We start from the raw sequence: 18,594 nt of genomic DNA, 5'->3' as shown, positions 1-18,594 counted from the left end.
TAGAAAAAATGATTGCCGGTCACAAATCTACAAGCCGAGGAACTTGCGCAGGAATTCGATCGCGGCGGGGCCGTCGACACGATGGGGCCCGTTGAAGAACGCAATCCGCGTTTGCTCTCCCCACCCGGCTTCTTCGTAGAACCGGCGGACCTTCGCGTACTCATAGGCCACCCACTCGTCTTTGCTAACCCCGTCGCGATGGCCGCGCTCCACCATAAAAGCCCTGGGCGCCATGACCATCGCCAGCTCGGCGTGGCTTGCCACATTCGCCATGTTCCACTCGAGAATCTCGTACTCTTTCGTGAACATATAGCTGTAGCGCTCATCCACCGTGGTCAGCTTCCGGATCCACTCGTTGAAGTCGCCGCCGCACACCACCACACGATACCGCTCATCAAAAACGGGCACGCGCAGCGCCGTTTTCCCGCCGTAGCTGAGCCCATAGAACCCCAATCGAGTCGGGTCCACCTCGGGCAGCGTCACCAGCCAGTCGGTCAGAGCCTGATATTGCGCCCGGATCAACGAATACAACGACAACCCCAGCGGGTTGGCCAGTCTCGCCAGATGCCGGAACTCCCCGACGGTGGGGTTCTGCGCCGAATAGACGATGAAACCGAGATCCGCCAACTGGGCGCCCAGGTTCCGGTACACCTCCAGCCCGCGTCCCTCTTTCTGGCCGAAATAGACATCCGCCAGGCCGTTCAGCCCGTGCTGCACCACCACCAGCGGCCGTTTCTCACCTGACTTCAGATCCTTCGGCACCAACAGGCAGCCCGAACCAAATACACCGGGGCGGACATCGAACTGAATTGAATACGCCACCCAGCGTCCGCCGTCGCGATAGATGGCGCGCCGCACGTTCGGAGTGCTGGCCGGTCCAGGGAGGCGTCCAATCACCTCGTCCAGGAATTGCCCCGCGACTTGCCGTGGACCTGCGGCCGCCCAGAGCGCCGCGCGGACATTCTCTGATGCCGCCACCAAACGCTGCGTGTAGTCAACCAGTTCCCGCACCTGCTGCCGCATGCGGAGCTCCGGTTCCACACCGTCCGGCAGCGGCGCGGCTGCAGACAGGTGCCCAAGCCGTGCGCCCAGCAAGGCGGCAAACTCGGCATCGCCGAAATCGCGCAGCAATCCGAACACATTCCGATAGATAGGCTGTTGCCACAGCGCCGGCTTTTCGACTGAGAAGCCGCGTGCCTCCACCTGGCGGATCCGCTCGTCCAGCACCGCGGCGAACACGGCTTCGGCCGCGCCCTCGCCATCCCCGTAAACTGCGATCGGAACCTCCGGCGTCCGGGACGCAAACCAGTCCACTGCCGCCAACGCCTTCTGGACCTCATAGCCATAGATGTGCCGGCCCACGGGAAAAGCCATGCGGTAGATCCACTCACGATGCGATTGCTCCGTCTGCAATCCCAGACCGGGATTCCCGCTGTATGTCGACAGCGTGTCAATGAGAACGGGAGCCAGCACTTCGCAGCCCGCCGCCGCCAGCTCACGAGCCCGCATGACATTTTCAGACAGCACGACGACACGTAGCCGCGCCGCCGCTTTTGGCTGATAGTAAAGCCCTTCGGCCGTTACGCCATCGAGCACGGGCCAGCGTGCCGCAAATACGCGGTAGGCCGAGGTCTCCCCTCGCAGCCGGAGATCCAGCTCCTGAAACTGCACACGTTCGTCTACTACGCCGATCATCCGCCGCAGTTTTCCGGGCGTAGGCTTCCGGCTTGCCGGCGACTCCGCTGTCAGCCTCTGCAGATAACGGGTCATGCCTGCCACCATCTGCTCCACCGGAGCCGGCTCGAACGCGGGCCCCTGCGCCGCGGCGGCGGCGGCCCATACGAATCCCAGATAGACGGTCTTCATTTTTTCTCCGGAGGCAGGATCCGGCCAACCAGATCGAGGTACTGAGGGAGCCCGCGCAGCGGCTCAAAGATCGGATCCACGCGCAGCATGATGAGCCACGGTTCGTGTTCCGCCGTTGCCTCCACCAACAGCCGGCAGGCCTCGTCATGCTGCCCCAGGCCGAGGTGGATCAGTGCGCGGTCGTAAGCCGACACATACGAATCGGCCGAGAGCGCTACGAGCGAATCCAGGATCCTCGTCGCCTGCTCCACATGGCCCAAACGTCCGTGGACGTAGCCCTGCGCGGCCAGCAGGCGGGGATCCCCGCCTGCTAAAGGCTCAGCCTGTTCCAGTGCCACCAGCGCATCCTCGCCTCGCCCCAGCGAAAGTAGGGCATAGGCCATCAGCCGGTGGGCGCCATAGAACGACGAATTCAGCTCAATGGCCCGCCGGTAGTGACCCAATGCCGCTTCATGATCGCCCGAAAAGTACTCGGTCATGCCAGTGGCTGCGCTGAGCATCACCGAGGCCGGATCCAGCAGCGCCGCCGCGCCCAGATGTGCCCTCGCTTCCAGAAAACGGCCCTGCGGATTCATCACCGTCGCTGCATAGTAGAGCCGCGCCTGCACCAGGCTCGGATTCAGCTCCAGCGCCCGCTCGTAGTCCACCTCAGCCTCTTCCCAATTCCACTGCAACACGGCGTTCAGGAAGCCACGCCACAGGTGGCCGGCGGCGAGGTCCGGGTTCAATTTCAATGCCCGGTAGATCATCAGGCCCGCGTCTGTCATCACCACCGAGGGCGAAATATTGCCAAAGAGTGCCAGTTGTAGAATCGAGCCGCCCACGGCTGCGTAGGCCGCTGCGAAATTCGGGTCCAGATGGATCGCGCGCTGGAAGCACTCGATGCTGCGCCGCAGGTGCGCCGGGGTCATCCGGTTGGCAAAATGCCGGCCTTCCAACAGCAATTGGTAGGCATCCCCAATAATGATGTGCGGCGCGTTCGGATCCGGCTTGGCCGGAGCGGGCAGCGCGGGTGCCATACCTGTGAGGAAGGTCGGCGCATACGTCCCTTCCTGCAGGTGGATCCGTACGAAATCGCTTTTGCCATCGGTCTCGTAATACTCATTGAGCTTCCGGCGCAGGCGGCGGGCCTCGACACGAACAATCGAGTCGATGCGAGGGTCAAAGTCCGCGGGCCGGTCGAACACCGCCATGCCGACCGTATACTCTTTCAGCGCTTCGCTGTCACCGTCCAGGACCTTCTCGACAACGAAGCGCAGAAACCGCCGCATCCGTTCCGACTGCCGGAACGGCTTCGACCGATCGATCTTGGCCAGCGCTGCTTCGACGCTATCCCTTTGCATTCCTTGGGCTTCCCCCACTGGATTCCCCGATTGTAGCGCGAGACTTCTCACCGTGAGATCACCATTTCTCACTCTGGACGACACCCCATCATCGTGCATTCTGGACATGCACAGGAGGAATCAGTAATGACGACAATGACAACCACCAAATCGACCGGAGAGCAAGAGCTGATCCTCCTCGCACAAAACGGCGACCGCACGGCGTTCGACGAGCTCACGAAAGAGTATTGGCCGCGCATGCTGCGCACAGCCCTGCGTGTTGTTCGCAATCCCGAAGATGCCGAGGACGCCACACAGCAGGCCTTTGTCGCCGCCTTTACCAAACTGGACCGTTTCCGCGGCGAATCATCGTTCTCCACCTGGCTCACGCGCATCACTCTGAACGAGTCCCTGACGCTGCTGCGCCGCCGCAAACACGACTTCCGTCCCATCGAGGACGTGCCCGACAACAACGGCGAACCCATTCGATTGGAGCTGCCGGATACAACCGAGAATCCGGAAGAGCGCTACCTGCGCGACGAAACCTCGAACCTCATCCAGTTGAGCCTGCGCGCCGTGAAACCGGCCTACCGCAAGGCCATGAAACTGCGCCTCAGCGAAGATCTCAGCGTTGAAGAGATCGCCGGCCGCCTCAAGATCCCGGTCAACACCATTAAGGTGCACCTATATCGCGGCCGCCAGGCCATGAAGAGTTACCTCGAAGAGCGGATGACCCTCCCGCAAGCGGCCTGATGCGCGCTGCTGGACGGATTTCCTGCAAACAAAGGGCGGCAGTCGTGAGGAACTGCCGCCCTCTTCTTTTCCTATTCTCTAACTAGACCGACGGTTCTTTCCTCGGACCGGCGGGACTGTTCTTCCCGTCGCCTTCAAAGCCTTCGCGCGTCGCGGCCTTCTTGCCCCGCTTCTGCGTGCTGGGATCGAACAACTTCATCTCACCCGTCCGCCAGCTCTCACACCCCAACATCACCGACACCATGATCTGGTGTGCCAGTTCGGGTCCAAGCACCGGCGTCTGGCGTGTCCGCATGCACGAGAAGAAGTTGTCGCTGTGCCGCCGGGCCATGTCGCGGACCGCCGTCGGGAAGTCGAAGGTCTTCACCTCGGTGGGCCGGTTCAAGGCTTTGGCGATCCGCTCCGGAGTCACGGTTACCTTGTCGTTCTCCACCAGGATTGTCCCCGAGTGGCCGTAAACGACCTCCGGCAGGTACTTGTTGGCGGAGTTATTCGCCATCGAGCCGGCGACCACGATCATGAACTTGCCATACTCGGCCATGATTCCGAGCGTGTCCGGCACTTCGCGATCCTTCTGGACATAGATGCCGCCCGCGCCCGATACACGGGTGGGGTACTGCGCGCCCATCGCGAACAGCATCGGCCCTACACGGTGATAGAAGAGGTCCGAGGCGATGCCGTTGGAATACTCCCAATACTTGCGCCAACGGAAGAAGCGCTCGGCGCTGAACGGCCGTTTCTTCGCTGAGCCCAACCAGCGGGTCCAGTCGATGTTCTCGGGCGTGGCTTCCTCGTCGACGTAATAGTTCCACTCGCCCACGATGGAGTTGCGGCTGTAGGTCGTCTGGCCCCAGAGAACTTCGCCGATGGCGCCTTCGCCGATCAGCTCCTTCACTTTGTGCCACCGGGCGTCGGAGAGGAACTGGCTGCCCACCTGCAAGACGCGCTTGTACTTCGCGGCCGCCGCGATCACCTGTGCCGACTCGTCCACCGTCAACGTGATCGGCTTCTGCAGATACACGTCCTTGCCGGCCGCAAAGGCGTCGATCGCCATCTGCGCGTGCCAGTGATCAGGAGTGGCGATCAGCACGCAATCCACATCGTCGCGCTTCAGCACGTCGCGGTAATCCACCACGATGTTCTTCGCGTCGATCTTGGAGATCGCCTGCGCGCGCTCGCGGTGACGCTTATAGACATCGGAGATCGCCGTGATCTCGATGTCCTTGTCCGTGTCCACCTGGCGCTTGAACGCCCGCAGATGGCCCGTCCCCATGATGCCGACGCCGATCATGCCGACGCGAATCCGGTCGTTGGCGCCCAGCGTGCGCGAAGCGCTCTTCGCCGTGATTCCCGGCTTGATGGTCTTTTCAGCACGCGCCGTCATGGCCGACGCGGCAGCCGCCGCGGTAGCCAGAAACGCACGGCGCGAATTCAATCGATCCTCGGGCATTTCAGAAGTCCTCTCACTCTAGGTTTCTACGCGCCGGGTTTCGGCGTTCCACTTCAATCGGCGGCCGCTCCGCAGGGAGTCCAGGGTCATGCACAGTACGATCGCGGTTGCCAGTCCGGCCTCCACGGGCGCATTGGGATCCTTGCGGCTCTTCGTGCACTCCAGGAAATTGCGGATATGCTGGCGGGTGGCCGGCACGAAGGAACCCGGTTGGATGTCTTCCTTCACCGCCTTCAACTCTAATCCTGTCTGTTCCGGGAACAACCGGAAGCCTTCCCGGCCAACATCCAGTCTCGCCTTGGAGCCATGGAACTGCTTCATCTGATCCAGCGACGTGGAGTATCGCATGGCCTTGTACCCTAGCGTGAAGGTGGCCATGTAATTCTCAGGGTACTCGATGATGATGCTGGCCGTCTCCGGTATCTCCGCCCCCGGCAGGTTTACACGTCCCCCGGAACACGTCACCGCCGCCGGATGCTTCGAGTTCATAAACCACTGGATCGCATCCACCACATGCGCCGCCTGGCCGATCAGCAGGCCGCCGGAGTAATCCCAGTAGTAATACCAGTTGAAGAAACGTTGCGAGCTCATCTCACGCGCGGGGGCCGTGCCCAGCCACTGTTTCCAGTCCAGCGGACCTTGCAGCGTCGCGCTGCTCAGGCCATCCTGCCGGTTCAACCACCATGACGTCACCAGCCGCACGTCGCCCAGCACGCCGGAGTTCGCCACATTCCTCGCCTCTATGAACAAAGTCGAACTGCGCCGCTGCATGCCCACCTGCACAACACGCTTCGTACGCCGCACCGCGTCCACAATCTCGAAGCCTTCGTCGATCTTGTGGCACAGCGGCTTCTCAACGTAGACATCCTTGCCGGCGTTGACGGCATCGATCACCATCCGCGCGTGCCAGTGGTCCGGCGTCGCCACGATCACGGCATCCAGCGACTTATCCTCCAGCATGCGCCGGTAGTCGCTATAGGACTGGGCGCCCGTGTTCGCAGCCTTCAGGCCCGCTTCGAGATTCGGCTGGTACACATCGCACACCGCCGCCATCTCGGCGCCGACTTCCTTGAATTCGGCCGTCAGCAGGCGCCCGCGTCCACCGCTACCGATGATGCCGGCGCGCACGCGGTCGTTCGCTCCCATCGCCGCGGTGGAAGCCGCGGCCGTCCCGGCTGAGAGTACAAAGCTTCTGCGATTCATCGTGTTGCCAGTCTATGTGACTAGACGATAGGGAGGAAGCCTCTAGTTACCCGCCAAAACAAAACGGCGGCCAGGGAAGTGCCCCAGCCGCCGCTTTACTCAAATCGTCCGAACCTCTAACGCTGGTTCGCCTTCAGGATCTTCTTCCTTAGGCGGATCGACTTCGGTGTCACTTCCACCCACTCGTCTTCGTTGATGAACTCAATCGCCTGCTCCAGGTTCAGCAGCCGGGGCGGCACCAGGCGGATCGCTTCATCCGCGCTCGACGACCGCATGTTCGTCAGCTTCTTCTCCTTGACGATGTTCACCACCAGGTCGTCCGTGCGCGAATTCTCGCCCACCAGCATGCCCTCGTACACCTCGGTGCCTGGCGCGATGAACATCTCGCCGCGCTCCTGCAGGTTGAAGATCGCATAACCCGTCGTCGAACCCGCGCGGTCGGCCACCAGTGCGCCCGTCGGACGCATCGGAATGTCGCCCTGCCACTCCATGTAGCCCTGGAACAACGAGTTCATGATCGCCGTACCCTTGGTGTCGGTCAGCATCTCGCTGCGCAGCCCGATCAGGCCTCGCGACGGCACCTGGAACTCCAGGCGCACGCGGCCGGACCCGTGGTTCACCATCTTGGACATCTTGCCCTTGCGCATGCCCATCTTCTCGATCACCACGCCCACATACTGCTCAGGCACGTCCACCACCAGCAACTCCAGTGGTTCATGGACCTTGCCGTCGATCTCCTTCGTCAGGATCTGCGGCTTGCCCACCATCAGCTCGAACCCTTCGCGCCGCATCATCTCGATCAGGATCGCCAGCTGCAACTCGCCGCGGCCCATCACCTGGAACGCGTCCGGACCGCCTTCCACCTTCAACGAGACGTTCGTCAGCAGTTCCTTATCCAGGCGGTCGCGCAGGTTCCGCGACGTCACCCACTGGCCTTCCCGGCCCGCAAACGGCGAAGTGTTGATCGTGAACACCATGCCGATGGTCGGCTCGTCGATGCGGATCTTCGGCATCGCCTTGGGTGTCTCCGGATGGCTCACCGTCTCGCCGATGGTGATGCCTTCCACACCCGAAATCGCCAGGATGTCGCCCGGCGTCGCCACCGTCTCGTCCACGCGCTTCAGCCCCTCGAACGAGTACATGCGCGTGATCTTCGTCTTGTGCACCTGCCCGTCCAGGCGGCACACACTCACTTCATCGCCCTGGCGCAGGGTCCCCTGGAAAACGCGGCCGATCGCGATGCGGCCCAGATAATCCGAGTAGTCGAGATTCGCCACCTGGAACTGCAGGATCCCATCGGGATTTCCTTCCGGCGGCGGGATGTACTTCACAATCGCTTCAAACAGCGGCTCCAGCGTCTCCGAAGGGTCCTCCGGTGAGAGCTTCGCGATGCCGTCGCGCGCAATCGTGTAGACGATCGGGAATTCCAGTTGCTCCTCTGCCGCATCCAGGTCGATGAACAGGTCGAAGACCTCGTTCAGCACTTCCTGAATGCGAGCGTCCGGACGGTCGATCTTGTTGATGACGACAATCGGAGTGAGTCCCTGCTCCAAGGCCTTCGACAATACGTAGCGCGTCTGCGGCAGCGGACCCTCGCTGGCATCCACCAGCAGCATCACGCCGTCCACCAGCTTCAGCGCACGTTCCACCTCGCCACCGAAATCGGAGTGGCCTGGGGTGTCTACAATGTTGATCTTGATGCCGTGATACCGGACGCCGGTGGTCTTCGACAGAATGGTAATGCCGCGTTCGCGTTCCAGCTCGTTGGAGTCCATCGCGCGGTCCTGCACCGTCTCATTACTGCGATAGATACCACTCTGCTTGAACATGGAGTCCACCAGCGTCGTCTTGCCATGGTCGACGTGCGCAATGATGGCGATATTGCGAAGATTAGGGTTCGAAACTTTCATTGGGAAATCGGAAGGGGAACTTCCATTGTCCCATGTAACCCCCTCTTCGCGCTCGGAATCGCTCACTCAGCGTGGTGCCCGGCCCCTCACACCACAATCACCCCGTGGAATCAATCACTTACCAGCACGCCGCCGCTCTCTTCTCCGCTCCTTCGGGAGAAATTAGGACCAGATGCTAAACTTATAGGAGTCATGCCGCAAGCCACTGGGCTCCCCACGGTCGTTATCGTGGGTCGTCCCAACGTGGGTAAATCCACCCTCTTCAACGCGATTCTCGGTCAACGCAAGTCGATCACCGGCGACGAGCCCGGCATCACCCGCGACCGCATCATCGGCGACGCTGTTCACTTCAACCGCCCGTTCCAGCTCATCGACACCGGCGGCATCGTGCCGGAAGACGCCGAGTGGATTCCCGCCCAGATTCTTAAGCAGGCCCGCGTCGCCCTCGACGTGGCCGACCAGATCATCTTCCTCATCGACGGCCGCACCGAGATCACCTCGGCCGATCGCGATCTCGCCCAGATCCTCCGCCGCCTCGGTAAGCCAGTCACTCTCGCCGTCAACAAGATCGACGTAGCCAAGCGTGAGTCGCTCACCACCGCTTTCTTTGAACTGGGCTTCAAGGATGTTCTCTCTGTCTCCGCCGAGCACCGCCTCGGCCTGGAAGAACTGCTCGATCACGTCACCCGCGACTTCACCGAAGTCGAGCCCGAGGACCCCGAAGAGAAAGCCGGCAAGCTGCGGCCCATCCGCGTCTCCATCATCGGCCGCCCCAACGTCGGCAAGTCCACGCTGCTCAACGCCATGGTCGGCGGCGAACGCGCCATCGTCTCGCCCATTGCAGGCACCACCCGCGATTCCGTCGACGAACACACCATCATTGACGGCCGCGAATACGTCTTCGTCGACACTGCCGGCATTCGCCGTAAGGGCAAGACGCACCTCATGGCCGAGAAGCTGAGTGTCGTCATGGCCCGCCGCAACATCCGCATGGCCCACATCGCCCTGCTGGTGATCGATGCGACCGAAGGCCCGGTCGGCAGCGACGCCACCATCGGCGGCTATGCCCACGAGGAAGGCCGCGCCCTCGTCATTTGTGTCAACAAGTGGGACCTGCTGCCCGAGAACAAGCGCAAAGAGTTCGAACAGAACATCCGCGACGAGTTCAAGTTCCTCGATTACGCGCCCATCGTCTTCCTCTCCGCCAAGGAGAAGAAGGGCATCAACAGCCTTTTCCGCCACATCGCCACCGTCTATGAGAACTTCGACAAGCGCGTCACCACCGGTGAGCTCAATCGCTTCGTCGACATGCTCAAGCTCGAGCGCGATCGCCGCATTTACTTCATGACACAGCCTTCCGTGCGGCCGCCCACGTTTGTGCTCTTCATGGATCGCGGCGAGGCGCTGCACTTCTCCACCGAACGCCAGGTCATCAACCGCATTCGTAAGAAGTTCGGCTTCGACGGCACACCCATCGTGCTCAAGATCAAAGCGCGCCGCGGCCCAAAAGACGCGCGAGCCTAGGCCCCGGCAGCCGCCCGCCCCACAACCCAGTGGATGTGGTCGAACTCCCGCATCCTGATCTGCTGCTTGAGTCCGTCAAACTTCAGCAGTGCCGTATCTTGCTTGAGCCGCCCGCATACCTCCGCGGATAGCTCCACCCGGTAGTGGTCCGCGCGGTCGCGATAGGAATACGTGAGATACCGCGCATCGCCTGATGCCTCCAGCAGGCACTGCCAGAAGCTGCGCCTGCGCAGGAACCGCCGCGGCAGCGCCGCCTCCCGAGGGATATCGATGCGCGACGTCGCGCTCGCCAGCGTCGCCCTGAGACAGCAGGCCGGATCCAGCCGCCGTCCCGGCTCCGGCTTCGGCAGCATGGCCACCGCCGCCTCCGCATCAGTCTCTTCGCACACCCAGCCTTCCCAACGGAACCGCGAAGCTCCGCTGACGAGGGTGCCGCGTTTCAGAATCTCGCGCACACGCACGGGATCGGTGCCGGCAGCCGTAGCCACATGATGCATCAACTCTGCGAAGGGCAGATCCTGCACCACCACCGGAGTCAGCGCGACATACTCCGCCGCCTCGCTCGACAGCTTTACGCGGACCTCTTGCGGCAACGCCATACTCACAGTCTACTGCCCCATTTTGAGTCACAATCGGAGGCAGTGACTCCACTCGAACGCGTTCGTGCCGAACTCGCACGCTATCAGCACCTGCTCCTCGTCTTCGAAGCCGAGCACGATCCCTCCGGCGGTGTCGAACTCGTCATCCATCTGAAGACAGAAGTGCCCGGAGCCCATACCTATCGCGCGCCCATCCACCCGCGCGACATCGAGCAAGCGCAGTTTCCCTGGACCTTTCAGAAGTACCTCTACGACTGCCTCCACGACTACCTCTGCGAGATGTTCATCTCCAACCCGCAGGAAAGAGAGCCGCGCTCATGACACCCGCCGGACAACTGCTTGCCGCCGAGATCGAAGCCCAGGGCCCCATCCTCTTCTCGCGCTTCATGGACGCCGCGCTCTATCACCCCGAGCATGGCTACTACCGCCGCGCACGGCGGCAGCAAGGCGCCGATCCCTTCGGCCGGCAGGGCGACTTCTACACGGCCACCCAACTCCAACCCGTCTTCGGCCGTCTCATCGCCGCGCTGTGCACGCAGTGGCAGCGCCAGCTTGGCCTTGCCGGTGCATTCCATGTGGTGGAATGGGGCGCCGGACGCGGTGAGATGGCTGAGTTCTTGAATGCCTTCCACTACTACCCTGTCGATATCGATGGCGGCACCGTCCCTGCGGCTTTCGAAGGCGTCATCTTCTGCAACGAGCTCTTCGATGCCTTGCCCGTTGAGGCCGTGCGCGTGCGGCAAGGTGAGGCGCGCGTGATGCGCGTGGGCCACCACGACGGCCGCTTCGTGTGGGTGGAAGGGGAACCCCTCTCAGGTCCGTGGCTGCCCTATGCTGTGAATCTGTGTGCCCGTGTAACGGATATACGGGAGGAAGAAGAGGTGTGGCTCGAGCTCCCCATCGGCCTGGAATCATTGCTCGCCAGCATCACGCAGCCTCTGTCGCGCGGCTTCGTCCTGGCCATCGACTACGGCTACACCGAGCGTGAGATCATCCGCTTCCCGCGTGGCACACTCATGGCCTATCGTCGCCACCAAGCACTGGATGATGTGCTGCTCAATCCCGGCGAACAGGACATCACCGCGCATGTGCCGTTCACTCATTTGGAGCACTGCGCACACGAGCTCGGATTGCATACCAGGCCTCTGCTTACGCTGACTCAACTGCTCATGTCAGCCGGGGAAACCGACCAGTTCGCCGCTGCCCTGCATGCAGACGATGAAGCCTCCGCGCAACGGCTGCGCATGCAGCTCAAGAGCCTGTTATTCGGGCTCGGCGAGACGTTTCGATGTCTTGTGATGGAGAAGCGGGAAGCGCCGGAAGGCAGCTAGGCGGGCCCTGAAACACCTACGGCCCCGGTTGCCCGGGGCCGTGTCGTTGATCCCTGTTGCCGCGTTCGTTGGAACGCTGCGTTTCTACTTCTTCTTCGCGGCCTTCTTGGCGGCTTTCTTTACGGCCTTCTTGGCCGCTTTCTTGGTTGCGTTCTTCATTGATCGATTCTCCGTGACATCAGATTTTGCGATCGCAAGCGATCGCATTGTGATCTCTTTATAAACTTGGTCTCTTCCCAAAGTCAAGGAAAAAAGTGTCCTTACGGCCCTTCGCGTGCAACTCCATCATCGTGCCTCTACGATTGAAACAATCGCCTGCGGAAACGTTCGTGCAAACACGCTTGTGGAAACCATCCGCGCACCGTTAGCATCATTGTTGTCATGCGCCGCGAAGCTGCTCTCCTGTGCTCCTGCGCACTCCTCGCGCTGGCCGGCTGTTCCAGGCACAAACACACGGCCCGCACCCCGCCTGCGCCCTCTCCAGGCTGGTCCGAGCTCGGCATCGCTAGTTGGTACGGCAACCCTTATCACGGCCGTCCCACCTCCAGCGGCGAGATCTATGACATGGAGCAGATGACCGCCGCACATCGCACACTGCCCTTCGGCGCTATCGTACGTGTCACCAACCTGACCAACAATAAGAAGGTGGAGGTGCGCATCAATGATCGCGGTCCCTTCGCCGCCGGGCGCATCGTGGACATCTCCAGGGCCGCCGCGCGCAACATCAATATGATTGGCCCCGGCACGGCGCGCGTCCGCATCGAGCTCCTCTCCTATGCCGGCACGCCCACCGCAACGGCCACCTACACCGTACAGGTCGGTCGCTTCTTCTCCGAGCCGGAAGGCACTAAGCTGCGCAAGAGCCTCATTAAGAAATACCCATCCGTCGACCTCATTGAACGGCCCGCCACACCCGGCAGTTACCTCATCCGTGTCGGCCGCACTGCCACCGAGAGTGAGGCCCAGGTCATCGCTGACGAGATCAGCAAGGATGTCGGCGCCGGCTACGTCGTGCGGCTCGAGATGCGACCCCGTCAATAGACAGGGCCTTCTCTCCGGCCCGCGCCCGCGTAGAATAATAGGTGCCTCGCAATCTAACGAAGAGATTTCCTGCTGCCCGGCCACTACCTCTATGAGGTCGTATGCCAGTTCAGCTCGAACAGCACTTTGAGACACCAGACTGGATGACAGTGGATTCGTCACAGAAGAGTTATGAGTTAGTCGGTCAGTCTGCGCGCCTGCGCCAGGTACTCCGGCTGGCTGCAAAATTGGGCAAAGGGCACTGGCCTGTCCTCCTGCTGGGTGAGACCGGCACCGGCAAGGAACTGGTCGCCCGCACCATCCATCGCAACTCCCCCAGCGGCCCCTTCGTCACCATCGACTGCTCCGCCATGGTCGGCCCTCTCATGGAGAGCGAACTCTTCGGCCATGCCAAGGGCGCCTTCACTGGTGCGCATACGCAGAAGATCGGCCTCATCGAACAGGCCGACGGCGGCACCGCGTTCTTCGATGAGATCGGCGAACTCCCGCTGGACTTGCAGTCCAAACTGCTGCGCGTCCTGCAGGAGAAAGAGTTCCGCCCCGTCGGCTCATTGCAGGTCCGCAAATCCAGCTTCCGCATCGTGGCCGCCACCAACCGCGACCTGGCCGAAGAAGTCCACAAGGGCACCTTCCGGCAGGATCTCTACTACCGCCTCAATGTCGTCACCCTCCGCCTCGCCCCATTGCGCGAGCGGAAGGATGACCTGCCGTCTCTCATCGCTCACTTCCTCGAGAACTATGGCAGCGGCCATCGCCTAAGCGGAGAACTGCTCGAACTCCTGATGGCCTATGACTGGCCCGGCAACGTGCGCGAACTGGAGAACTGCATCCAGCATATGGTGGCGGTCAATAGCGGCCCGCTCCTCCACGGTGGCGATGCCCCCTCTAATCTTCTCAACTTCGAGCAGAAACGACGCCTCGCCGCCGGCGGACAGTCGCCGCCCGGCAACCTCTCTTACCTTCCGGTTCAGGGAGCGCCCAGCCCCACCGCCTCGCCCGAATCCACGTTCGTCATGCCGGTCCTGCCTCTTTCGGAGATGGAGAAGCGCGCCATCATTCAGGCCCTGCAGTACACTAAGGGCGATCGCGTGATGGCCGCACACCTTCTCGGAATCGGCCGCACGACCCTCTATCGCAAGCTTAAGGAATACGGGATCCAGGATTGAACATCGCTCTCGACGCCACCTACAGCCTGGGACAGAACCTGTCTGGTGTCGGCGTCTATAGCCGCGAGATCCTCTATGGGCTTGCTGCGAGCCACCCCGGGCAGCGCTTCACCTGGTGCTATCGACTGCACCGCTACCTGCGTGGCCGCCGCGAGCCCCTGCCTCCTAACGCCGCGGCCCGTCCCCTCTTCGACAGCCTGCCCCTATTCCGTACCGGACTCTTTCATGGACTCAACCAGCGCCTGCCCCTCCGTTCCGGCGCTCCCGCTATCTGCACTTTTCACGATCTCTTTGTCCTTACCTCGGAGTATTCTTCTCCGGATTTTCGGGCCCGCTTCGCCGGACAGGCCCGTGAAGCCGCTCACCGCGCTGCCCTCATCATCTGCGTCTCCCGCTTCACCGCGAACCAGGTTCAGGAACTCCTCGGTGTCCCGGAGGCGCGCCTGCGCATCATTCCCCACGGCACCCATTTACCACTTCCAGTCGCGGAGGTGCATCGCGGACCCACGATCCTCCACGTCGGCGCCATTCAACTGCGCAAGAATCTCGCCCGCCTCGTAGCCGCCTTCGAAAGAAATGCCCCGCCACCCTGGAAGTTGGTCTTGGCTGGTTCCGACGGCTATGGCGCCACGGCCATTCACGAGCGCATCGCCGCCAGCCCCGCCCGGGAACGGATCTCTGTCACCGGATGGGTCGATAATCAGCGACTCGCCGAATTGTACGCCTCAGCGTCGATCTTCGCTTTCCCGTCGCTGGATGAAGGCTTCGGCATTCCGGTGCTGGAAGCCATGGCCCATGGCCTGCCCGTTGTATCCTCCAACCGCTCTGCTTTGCCTGAAGCCTGCGGAGACGCGGCTTTGCTGGTTGACCCCACCGATGAAGACGCCATCGGTCACGCCCTCGGCCGCCTCATCCAGGATGAGGGACTTCGGAATCACTTGGTGCGTGCGGGGCAAATTCGCGCCGCTGAGTTTTCCTGGCAGCGGGCTGTGGACCTTACATGGAAGGTCTATCAGGAGTTAAGCGGGTAGAGGACCGCTTAGCGGCCGTCTTCGTCCACGGCGATCTTCAGAGCCCGCAGGAACTTCTGATCCTGCGAAGTCCACTTCAGACGGGCCGTCTGCTCGTTCTTGCCCGTGCTCGTGTACTCTTCCTCGAAGTCGGTTTCCAGCCGTGTTTCCAGTACCGCACCGTCATCGTCCTCGCCGTCCGCTTCATCGCGCTTGTTGAACCCGATGGTCGCTTCCAGCACCAGGAACACGTCATACCCCGCTCGCTTGATTTCGCCAATCGCCGCGGCGATTCGATCCGAGTCGGAGAGTGACTCGTTGATCGCATTGCCCAGCTCCTGCATCAGTTCTTTCAGTCGATCGTCCAAGGTAAGCCTCGTGTGCGGCCACTTTCAGAATACCATCCGGATGCATTCAAGGCTCCGGACCACTTCCATCCCATTTATCGGCCGGTTTCTGCCCCTGCTTGAGTGATCCCCACCATTCGATCGCTTTTCACCCGCCTGATACTATGTTTAGGGACCAGTTCCATCCAAGCCAGTAATGTTCAAAAAGTTCCTCCAAGCCTTCCTGCCCGGCATCATTAAGCCTCTCCACTCGCTGTGGAATGAGATTCTCGGCTTTCTTTTCATCGCCATTGCCGTTCTCATGATCCGCGCTCTCTGGCGCGGCTACAACGAAATCGATCTCGGCTTCGCCCACTTCGTCAAGTTCGTCCTGGGCGCCTTCTTCTTCCTAGTCATGCTTGGCTTCGGCCTCCATGCCTTCTGGCGCGCGCGCCGCATCTCGAAGTCCTGATTACAACCGCTCCGAAAACAGAAAGAGCGCCCAGCCATCTGGCTCGGACGCTCCTTACTTTCGCAACTGAGGGGACCGCGGCCTACTTGTTCTGCGCTGGAGTCGCCGGCGCGCCCTGGGCCGTAGCCTTCACGCCCGCCACACGCTCCAACTCAGCCACTTGCTTCCGCACCGACTCCACATCCGGAGCGTTCGGAGCAAAGCTCAAGTAGCCCTTCATCTGCTCCAGCGCACCAGGATAATCGCCCTTATCCGCCAGGATCGTGCCCAGCAACTGAGCCGACCTCGGGTTGTGGTGGTCCGGATCCAGCTTCACCGCTTCCCTCGCACTCTTCTCCGCCTCGTCCATCTTCTTGAGGTTGTACTTGGCAGCGGCGTTGATGAACCACGCCTGCGAGTAGGAATACGGATCCAGCTTCAGCACGGTGTCGCTGCGATCGGAGATCAACTGCCAGTCCCTGCTTGAAAGAGCCAACTGCATCAATTGAATATGCGGCTTCAGGAACTTGCCGTCCGACTTCACCGATTCTTCGTATGCCTTCTGCGCGTCCTCGTTCTTCTTCTGTGCCATCAGGCTGTTACCGAGTTCAAACCAGGCCGCGGCATACTTCGGATACACCTCGACAGCCTTCTGCAGTTGAGCCTCGGCCTCCGAGTACTTCTTCTTCTTCGCGAGGTCCATGCCCTTCTCGTATGCTTTCTTCGCGTCTTTTGGCGCCATGCCTGTCGTCGCGCTGAAAACAAAACCCTGCACGTTCGCCAACCGGTGCAGCACCAGCGTACCTAGCTCCGGACTGTCCAGGATCCGCCGGCCGCTCAACTGAACCACATCGCTGCGGAAGCCAGGCAGATCCGCCTTGAATTCGCAGCCCATCAACTCGCGCTCCGACATCCCGTTCCGCACGCCGCCAGGAGACGAACTCTTCTGGCTGGTTCCTGTGCCGAAAGCATCATTGGGGTTGCCGATGCTCGCGTCGGTGAACATAGATTGGTTCTGGCCCAGCGAAATGCTGAACCGGCCCTTCATATCGGAATAGCCTTGAGGCCGCGGTTGCCCGTTGCAGACAAGCAACATCACCACCGGCTCGGGTGGCGCAGTGCCATCGTCCAGCATCACCCGTCCGGACAAGTAGATGGGACGCTGGTAATCCATAATGGAAGGCGTTGTACTCGTGGTCGGATTCGTGGTTCCGGTCGTCGTACTCGGCCGCGTCGGAATAGTGGGGGTTGTTGTACCACCGGTCGAACCCGTTGAGCCTGTGCCGCCGGTCTTCTGCGCGAACGCGCCAAACGTTCCGCAGACCGTCAGCAGACCGACCATTACGGCCTTTTTCCACCCGGCCGGAAGCAGTTGAAAATGACTCATGGCACCCTCCGCTGGTGTAGCTGAGTTCTAAGTGTAGGTATTATGGCACAGGAACCCTTCGATAGCTTGCCTTCATTTGTTCCCCCTCTTCGACTCCCATTCGGCCACCAGGAGTAAGCGCAAGTGCGGGAACCAGCGGCTGTGCGCATTGCCGCGACCAATGGCTCACTGTGCTTCATCCTTATTTAAGACAACAGAATTCCAGTCATGGAACTCCAGTCGCCCGGCGAATTCAGCCCTCCCGCTCCAGCACCTGCATCAGGGCCCGGATGTAGCCATAGCAGAAGGCGAAGGCCATCAGCCCGCCAGCATCCCCCTCAATGTGAGGCACATGGTCCGGCATCAGCATCCCGTCGTAGCCAACATCTCGATACGTGCGGATGGCGTTCAGGAAGTTCACGTCACCGTTATCCGGGAAGGTCTCCCGGAAGTCCAGGAACTTACCCTGGATGTTGCGAAAGTGAACATTGAAGATCTTCTTCCGGGTGCCAAAGTACCTGATCACGTCGCCGATCTCGCGGTTCGGGTCCTCCAGCATCTCCGTCACGGTCCCCTGGCAGAAGTTCAGGCCGTGGTACGGATTCTCTCGGATCGAGACAAATCGCTTCAGCCCGTCCACTGAGCCCAGCACGGTCTCAACACCCTTGAACCCCTTCCCCTTCGGCATCCCCGGATCGTGCGGATGACAGGCGATCCTCACCTTGTGCTCAGCCGCGACCGGCACCACACGATCGAGGAACCATGTGATCCGCTCCCAATACAAATCGGCGGACATCGGAGCCGCGGCGCTCGGCGGATCCTGCTTCCCGTCCGAATACTTAAAAGTACTGTATTGCGCGCCGCCCCGCCCCGTGGTCGGCGCCGTCCGCACCACACCCAGAATGCTCATGTTGTACTTCACCGACGGGATCCCGGCCAGGGCGCAATTGCGGATCATTTGGCAGATTTCGTCGACGGCCTTCTCGCGTGCAGGCGATTGCCCCAGCAGCAGGCTGGGATACTCCGCCTTTTCAATGACGCTCGAGCTCAACGGCAAGGGCACCATGGCCAATTGAATGCCCGTCGCCTCCACACCCTCCTTCAGGCGTTTCAGCGACTCCACACTCCACTTCTCGTCCAGCTTCCGCGACGGAAGCGTACTGCAAATGTGGGTGATCCCCAGCGGCGCAATCATGCGCAGGTAAGCCGGATCCGAGTTGTTCTGGGTCCCCAGCTTCATCAGCATCGGCTGCCTTTTAGCCGCCGGAGCCGCCGT

General features: G+C 61.4%; 18 protein-coding genes. 8 read left to right on the top strand and 10 right to left on the bottom strand.

Annotated features, from left to right (window positions below):
- Positions 1 to 27 precede the first annotated feature (27 nt).
- Complete coding sequence (locus ACR9Y2_RS09870) at positions 28 to 1,866, bottom strand: prolyl oligopeptidase family serine peptidase (protein ID WP_435040991.1); 1,839 nt, start codon at positions 1,864 to 1,866, stop codon at positions 28 to 30.
- Positions 1,863 to 3,209, bottom strand: coding sequence for a tetratricopeptide repeat protein (locus ACR9Y2_RS09865; protein ID WP_435040990.1), 1,347 nt, complete (start codon positions 3,207 to 3,209; stop codon positions 1,863 to 1,865). Before ACR9Y2_RS09865 ends, ACR9Y2_RS09870 begins: the two co-directional genes overlap by 4 nt.
- A 126-nt stretch (positions 3,210 to 3,335) precedes the next feature.
- Between ACR9Y2_RS09865 and ACR9Y2_RS09860 the strand changes: the two genes are divergently transcribed.
- Positions 3,336 to 3,941, top strand: coding sequence for an RNA polymerase sigma factor (locus ACR9Y2_RS09860; RefSeq protein WP_435040989.1), 606 nt, complete (start codon positions 3,336 to 3,338; stop codon positions 3,939 to 3,941).
- Between the two features lie 82 nt (positions 3,942 to 4,023).
- Here ACR9Y2_RS09860 and ACR9Y2_RS09855 read toward each other — a convergent pair whose 3' ends face one another.
- From ACR9Y2_RS09855 to typA, 3 genes are all read right to left on the bottom strand, one after another.
- The gene (locus ACR9Y2_RS09855) at positions 4,024 to 5,391 is read right to left on the bottom strand and encodes a Gfo/Idh/MocA family protein (protein WP_435040988.1); all 1,368 of its coding nucleotides are present in this window, start codon (positions 5,389 to 5,391) and stop codon (positions 4,024 to 4,026) included.
- 18 nt (positions 5,392 to 5,409) lie between these two features.
- Complete coding sequence (locus ACR9Y2_RS09850) at positions 5,410 to 6,594, bottom strand: Gfo/Idh/MocA family protein (protein ID WP_435040986.1); 1,185 nt, start codon at positions 6,592 to 6,594, stop codon at positions 5,410 to 5,412.
- Positions 6,595 to 6,710: 116 nt separating this feature from the next.
- Positions 6,711 to 8,504, bottom strand: a complete 1,794-nt coding sequence (gene typA, locus ACR9Y2_RS09845) for a translational GTPase TypA (RefSeq protein ID WP_435040985.1) — start codon at positions 8,502 to 8,504, stop codon at positions 6,711 to 6,713.
- A gap of 192 nt (positions 8,505 to 8,696) precedes the next feature.
- Between typA and der the strand changes: the two genes are divergently transcribed.
- The gene (der, locus tag ACR9Y2_RS09840; protein WP_435040984.1) at positions 8,697 to 10,028 is read left to right on the top strand and encodes a ribosome biogenesis GTPase Der; all 1,332 of its coding nucleotides are present in this window, start codon (positions 8,697 to 8,699) and stop codon (positions 10,026 to 10,028) included.
- Here the strand turns inward: der and ACR9Y2_RS09835 are convergent.
- Positions 10,025 to 10,627, bottom strand: a complete 603-nt coding sequence (locus ACR9Y2_RS09835) for a hypothetical protein (protein WP_435040983.1) — start codon at positions 10,625 to 10,627, stop codon at positions 10,025 to 10,027. The genes der and ACR9Y2_RS09835 overlap by 4 nt on opposite strands.
- Positions 10,628 to 10,669: 42 nt before the next feature.
- Between ACR9Y2_RS09835 and ACR9Y2_RS09830 the strand changes: the two genes are divergently transcribed.
- Complete coding sequence (locus tag ACR9Y2_RS09830; protein WP_435040982.1) at positions 10,670 to 10,948, top strand: hypothetical protein; 279 nt, start codon at positions 10,670 to 10,672, stop codon at positions 10,946 to 10,948.
- Complete coding sequence (locus ACR9Y2_RS09825) at positions 10,945 to 11,958, top strand: class I SAM-dependent methyltransferase (RefSeq protein ID WP_435040980.1); 1,014 nt, start codon at positions 10,945 to 10,947, stop codon at positions 11,956 to 11,958. The genes ACR9Y2_RS09830 and ACR9Y2_RS09825 overlap by 4 nt, the downstream gene beginning before the upstream one ends.
- Before the next feature lie 84 nt (positions 11,959 to 12,042).
- Here ACR9Y2_RS09825 and ACR9Y2_RS09820 read toward each other — a convergent pair whose 3' ends face one another.
- Positions 12,043 to 12,165 (bottom strand): hypothetical protein, encoded by a 123-nt coding sequence (locus tag ACR9Y2_RS09820; RefSeq protein ID WP_435040978.1) that lies wholly within the window; start codon positions 12,163 to 12,165, stop codon positions 12,043 to 12,045.
- Between the two features lie 174 nt (positions 12,166 to 12,339).
- Between ACR9Y2_RS09820 and ACR9Y2_RS09815 the strand changes: the two genes are divergently transcribed.
- The 3 genes from ACR9Y2_RS09815 to ACR9Y2_RS09805 all read left to right on the top strand — a co-directional run bounded on the left by ACR9Y2_RS09815 (position 12,340) and on the right by ACR9Y2_RS09805 (position 15,196).
- The gene (locus ACR9Y2_RS09815; protein ID WP_435040976.1) at positions 12,340 to 12,999 is read left to right on the top strand and encodes a septal ring lytic transglycosylase RlpA family protein; all 660 of its coding nucleotides are present in this window, start codon (positions 12,340 to 12,342) and stop codon (positions 12,997 to 12,999) included.
- Between the two features lie 101 nt (positions 13,000 to 13,100).
- Positions 13,101 to 14,165, top strand: a complete 1,065-nt coding sequence (locus ACR9Y2_RS09810; RefSeq protein WP_435040975.1) for a sigma-54 interaction domain-containing protein — start codon at positions 13,101 to 13,103, stop codon at positions 14,163 to 14,165.
- A complete protein-coding gene (locus tag ACR9Y2_RS09805; protein ID WP_435040974.1) occupies positions 14,162 to 15,196 on the top strand; it encodes a glycosyltransferase family 4 protein in 1,035 nt (344 codons plus the stop codon). The genes ACR9Y2_RS09810 and ACR9Y2_RS09805 overlap by 4 nt, the downstream gene beginning before the upstream one ends.
- 8 nt (positions 15,197 to 15,204) lie before the next feature.
- Here ACR9Y2_RS09805 and ACR9Y2_RS09800 read toward each other — a convergent pair whose 3' ends face one another.
- On the bottom strand, positions 15,205 to 15,543 hold the full coding sequence (locus ACR9Y2_RS09800) for a hypothetical protein (RefSeq protein ID WP_321473551.1): 339 nt from the start codon (positions 15,541 to 15,543) through the stop codon (positions 15,205 to 15,207).
- 175 nt (positions 15,544 to 15,718) lie between these two features.
- Between ACR9Y2_RS09800 and ACR9Y2_RS09795 the strand changes: the two genes are divergently transcribed.
- A complete protein-coding gene (locus ACR9Y2_RS09795) occupies positions 15,719 to 15,973 on the top strand; it encodes a hypothetical protein (RefSeq protein WP_435040973.1) in 255 nt (84 codons plus the stop codon).
- 82 nt (positions 15,974 to 16,055) lie between these two features.
- Here the strand turns inward: ACR9Y2_RS09795 and ACR9Y2_RS09790 are convergent, their stop codons facing one another.
- Together ACR9Y2_RS09790 and ACR9Y2_RS09785 are read right to left on the bottom strand one after the other, a co-directional pair.
- The gene (locus ACR9Y2_RS09790) at positions 16,056 to 17,339 is read right to left on the bottom strand and encodes a tetratricopeptide repeat protein (RefSeq protein ID WP_435040972.1); all 1,284 of its coding nucleotides are present in this window, start codon (positions 17,337 to 17,339) and stop codon (positions 16,056 to 16,058) included.
- Between the two features lie 232 nt (positions 17,340 to 17,571).
- Positions 17,572 to 18,558 (bottom strand): mannonate dehydratase, encoded by a 987-nt coding sequence (locus tag ACR9Y2_RS09785; RefSeq protein WP_435044845.1) that lies wholly within the window; start codon positions 18,556 to 18,558, stop codon positions 17,572 to 17,574.
- Positions 18,559 to 18,594 lie beyond the last annotated feature (36 nt).

Origin of the sequence: Paludibaculum fermentans, from assembly GCF_051172195.1 — a bacterium.
In the GTDB taxonomy this organism is placed as follows: domain Bacteria; phylum Acidobacteriota; class Terriglobia; order Bryobacterales; family Bryobacteraceae; genus Paludibaculum; species Paludibaculum fermentans_A.
The sequence above is the reverse complement of the archived record's forward strand: the minus strand, read 5'-3'. Positions and strand labels throughout refer to the sequence as shown.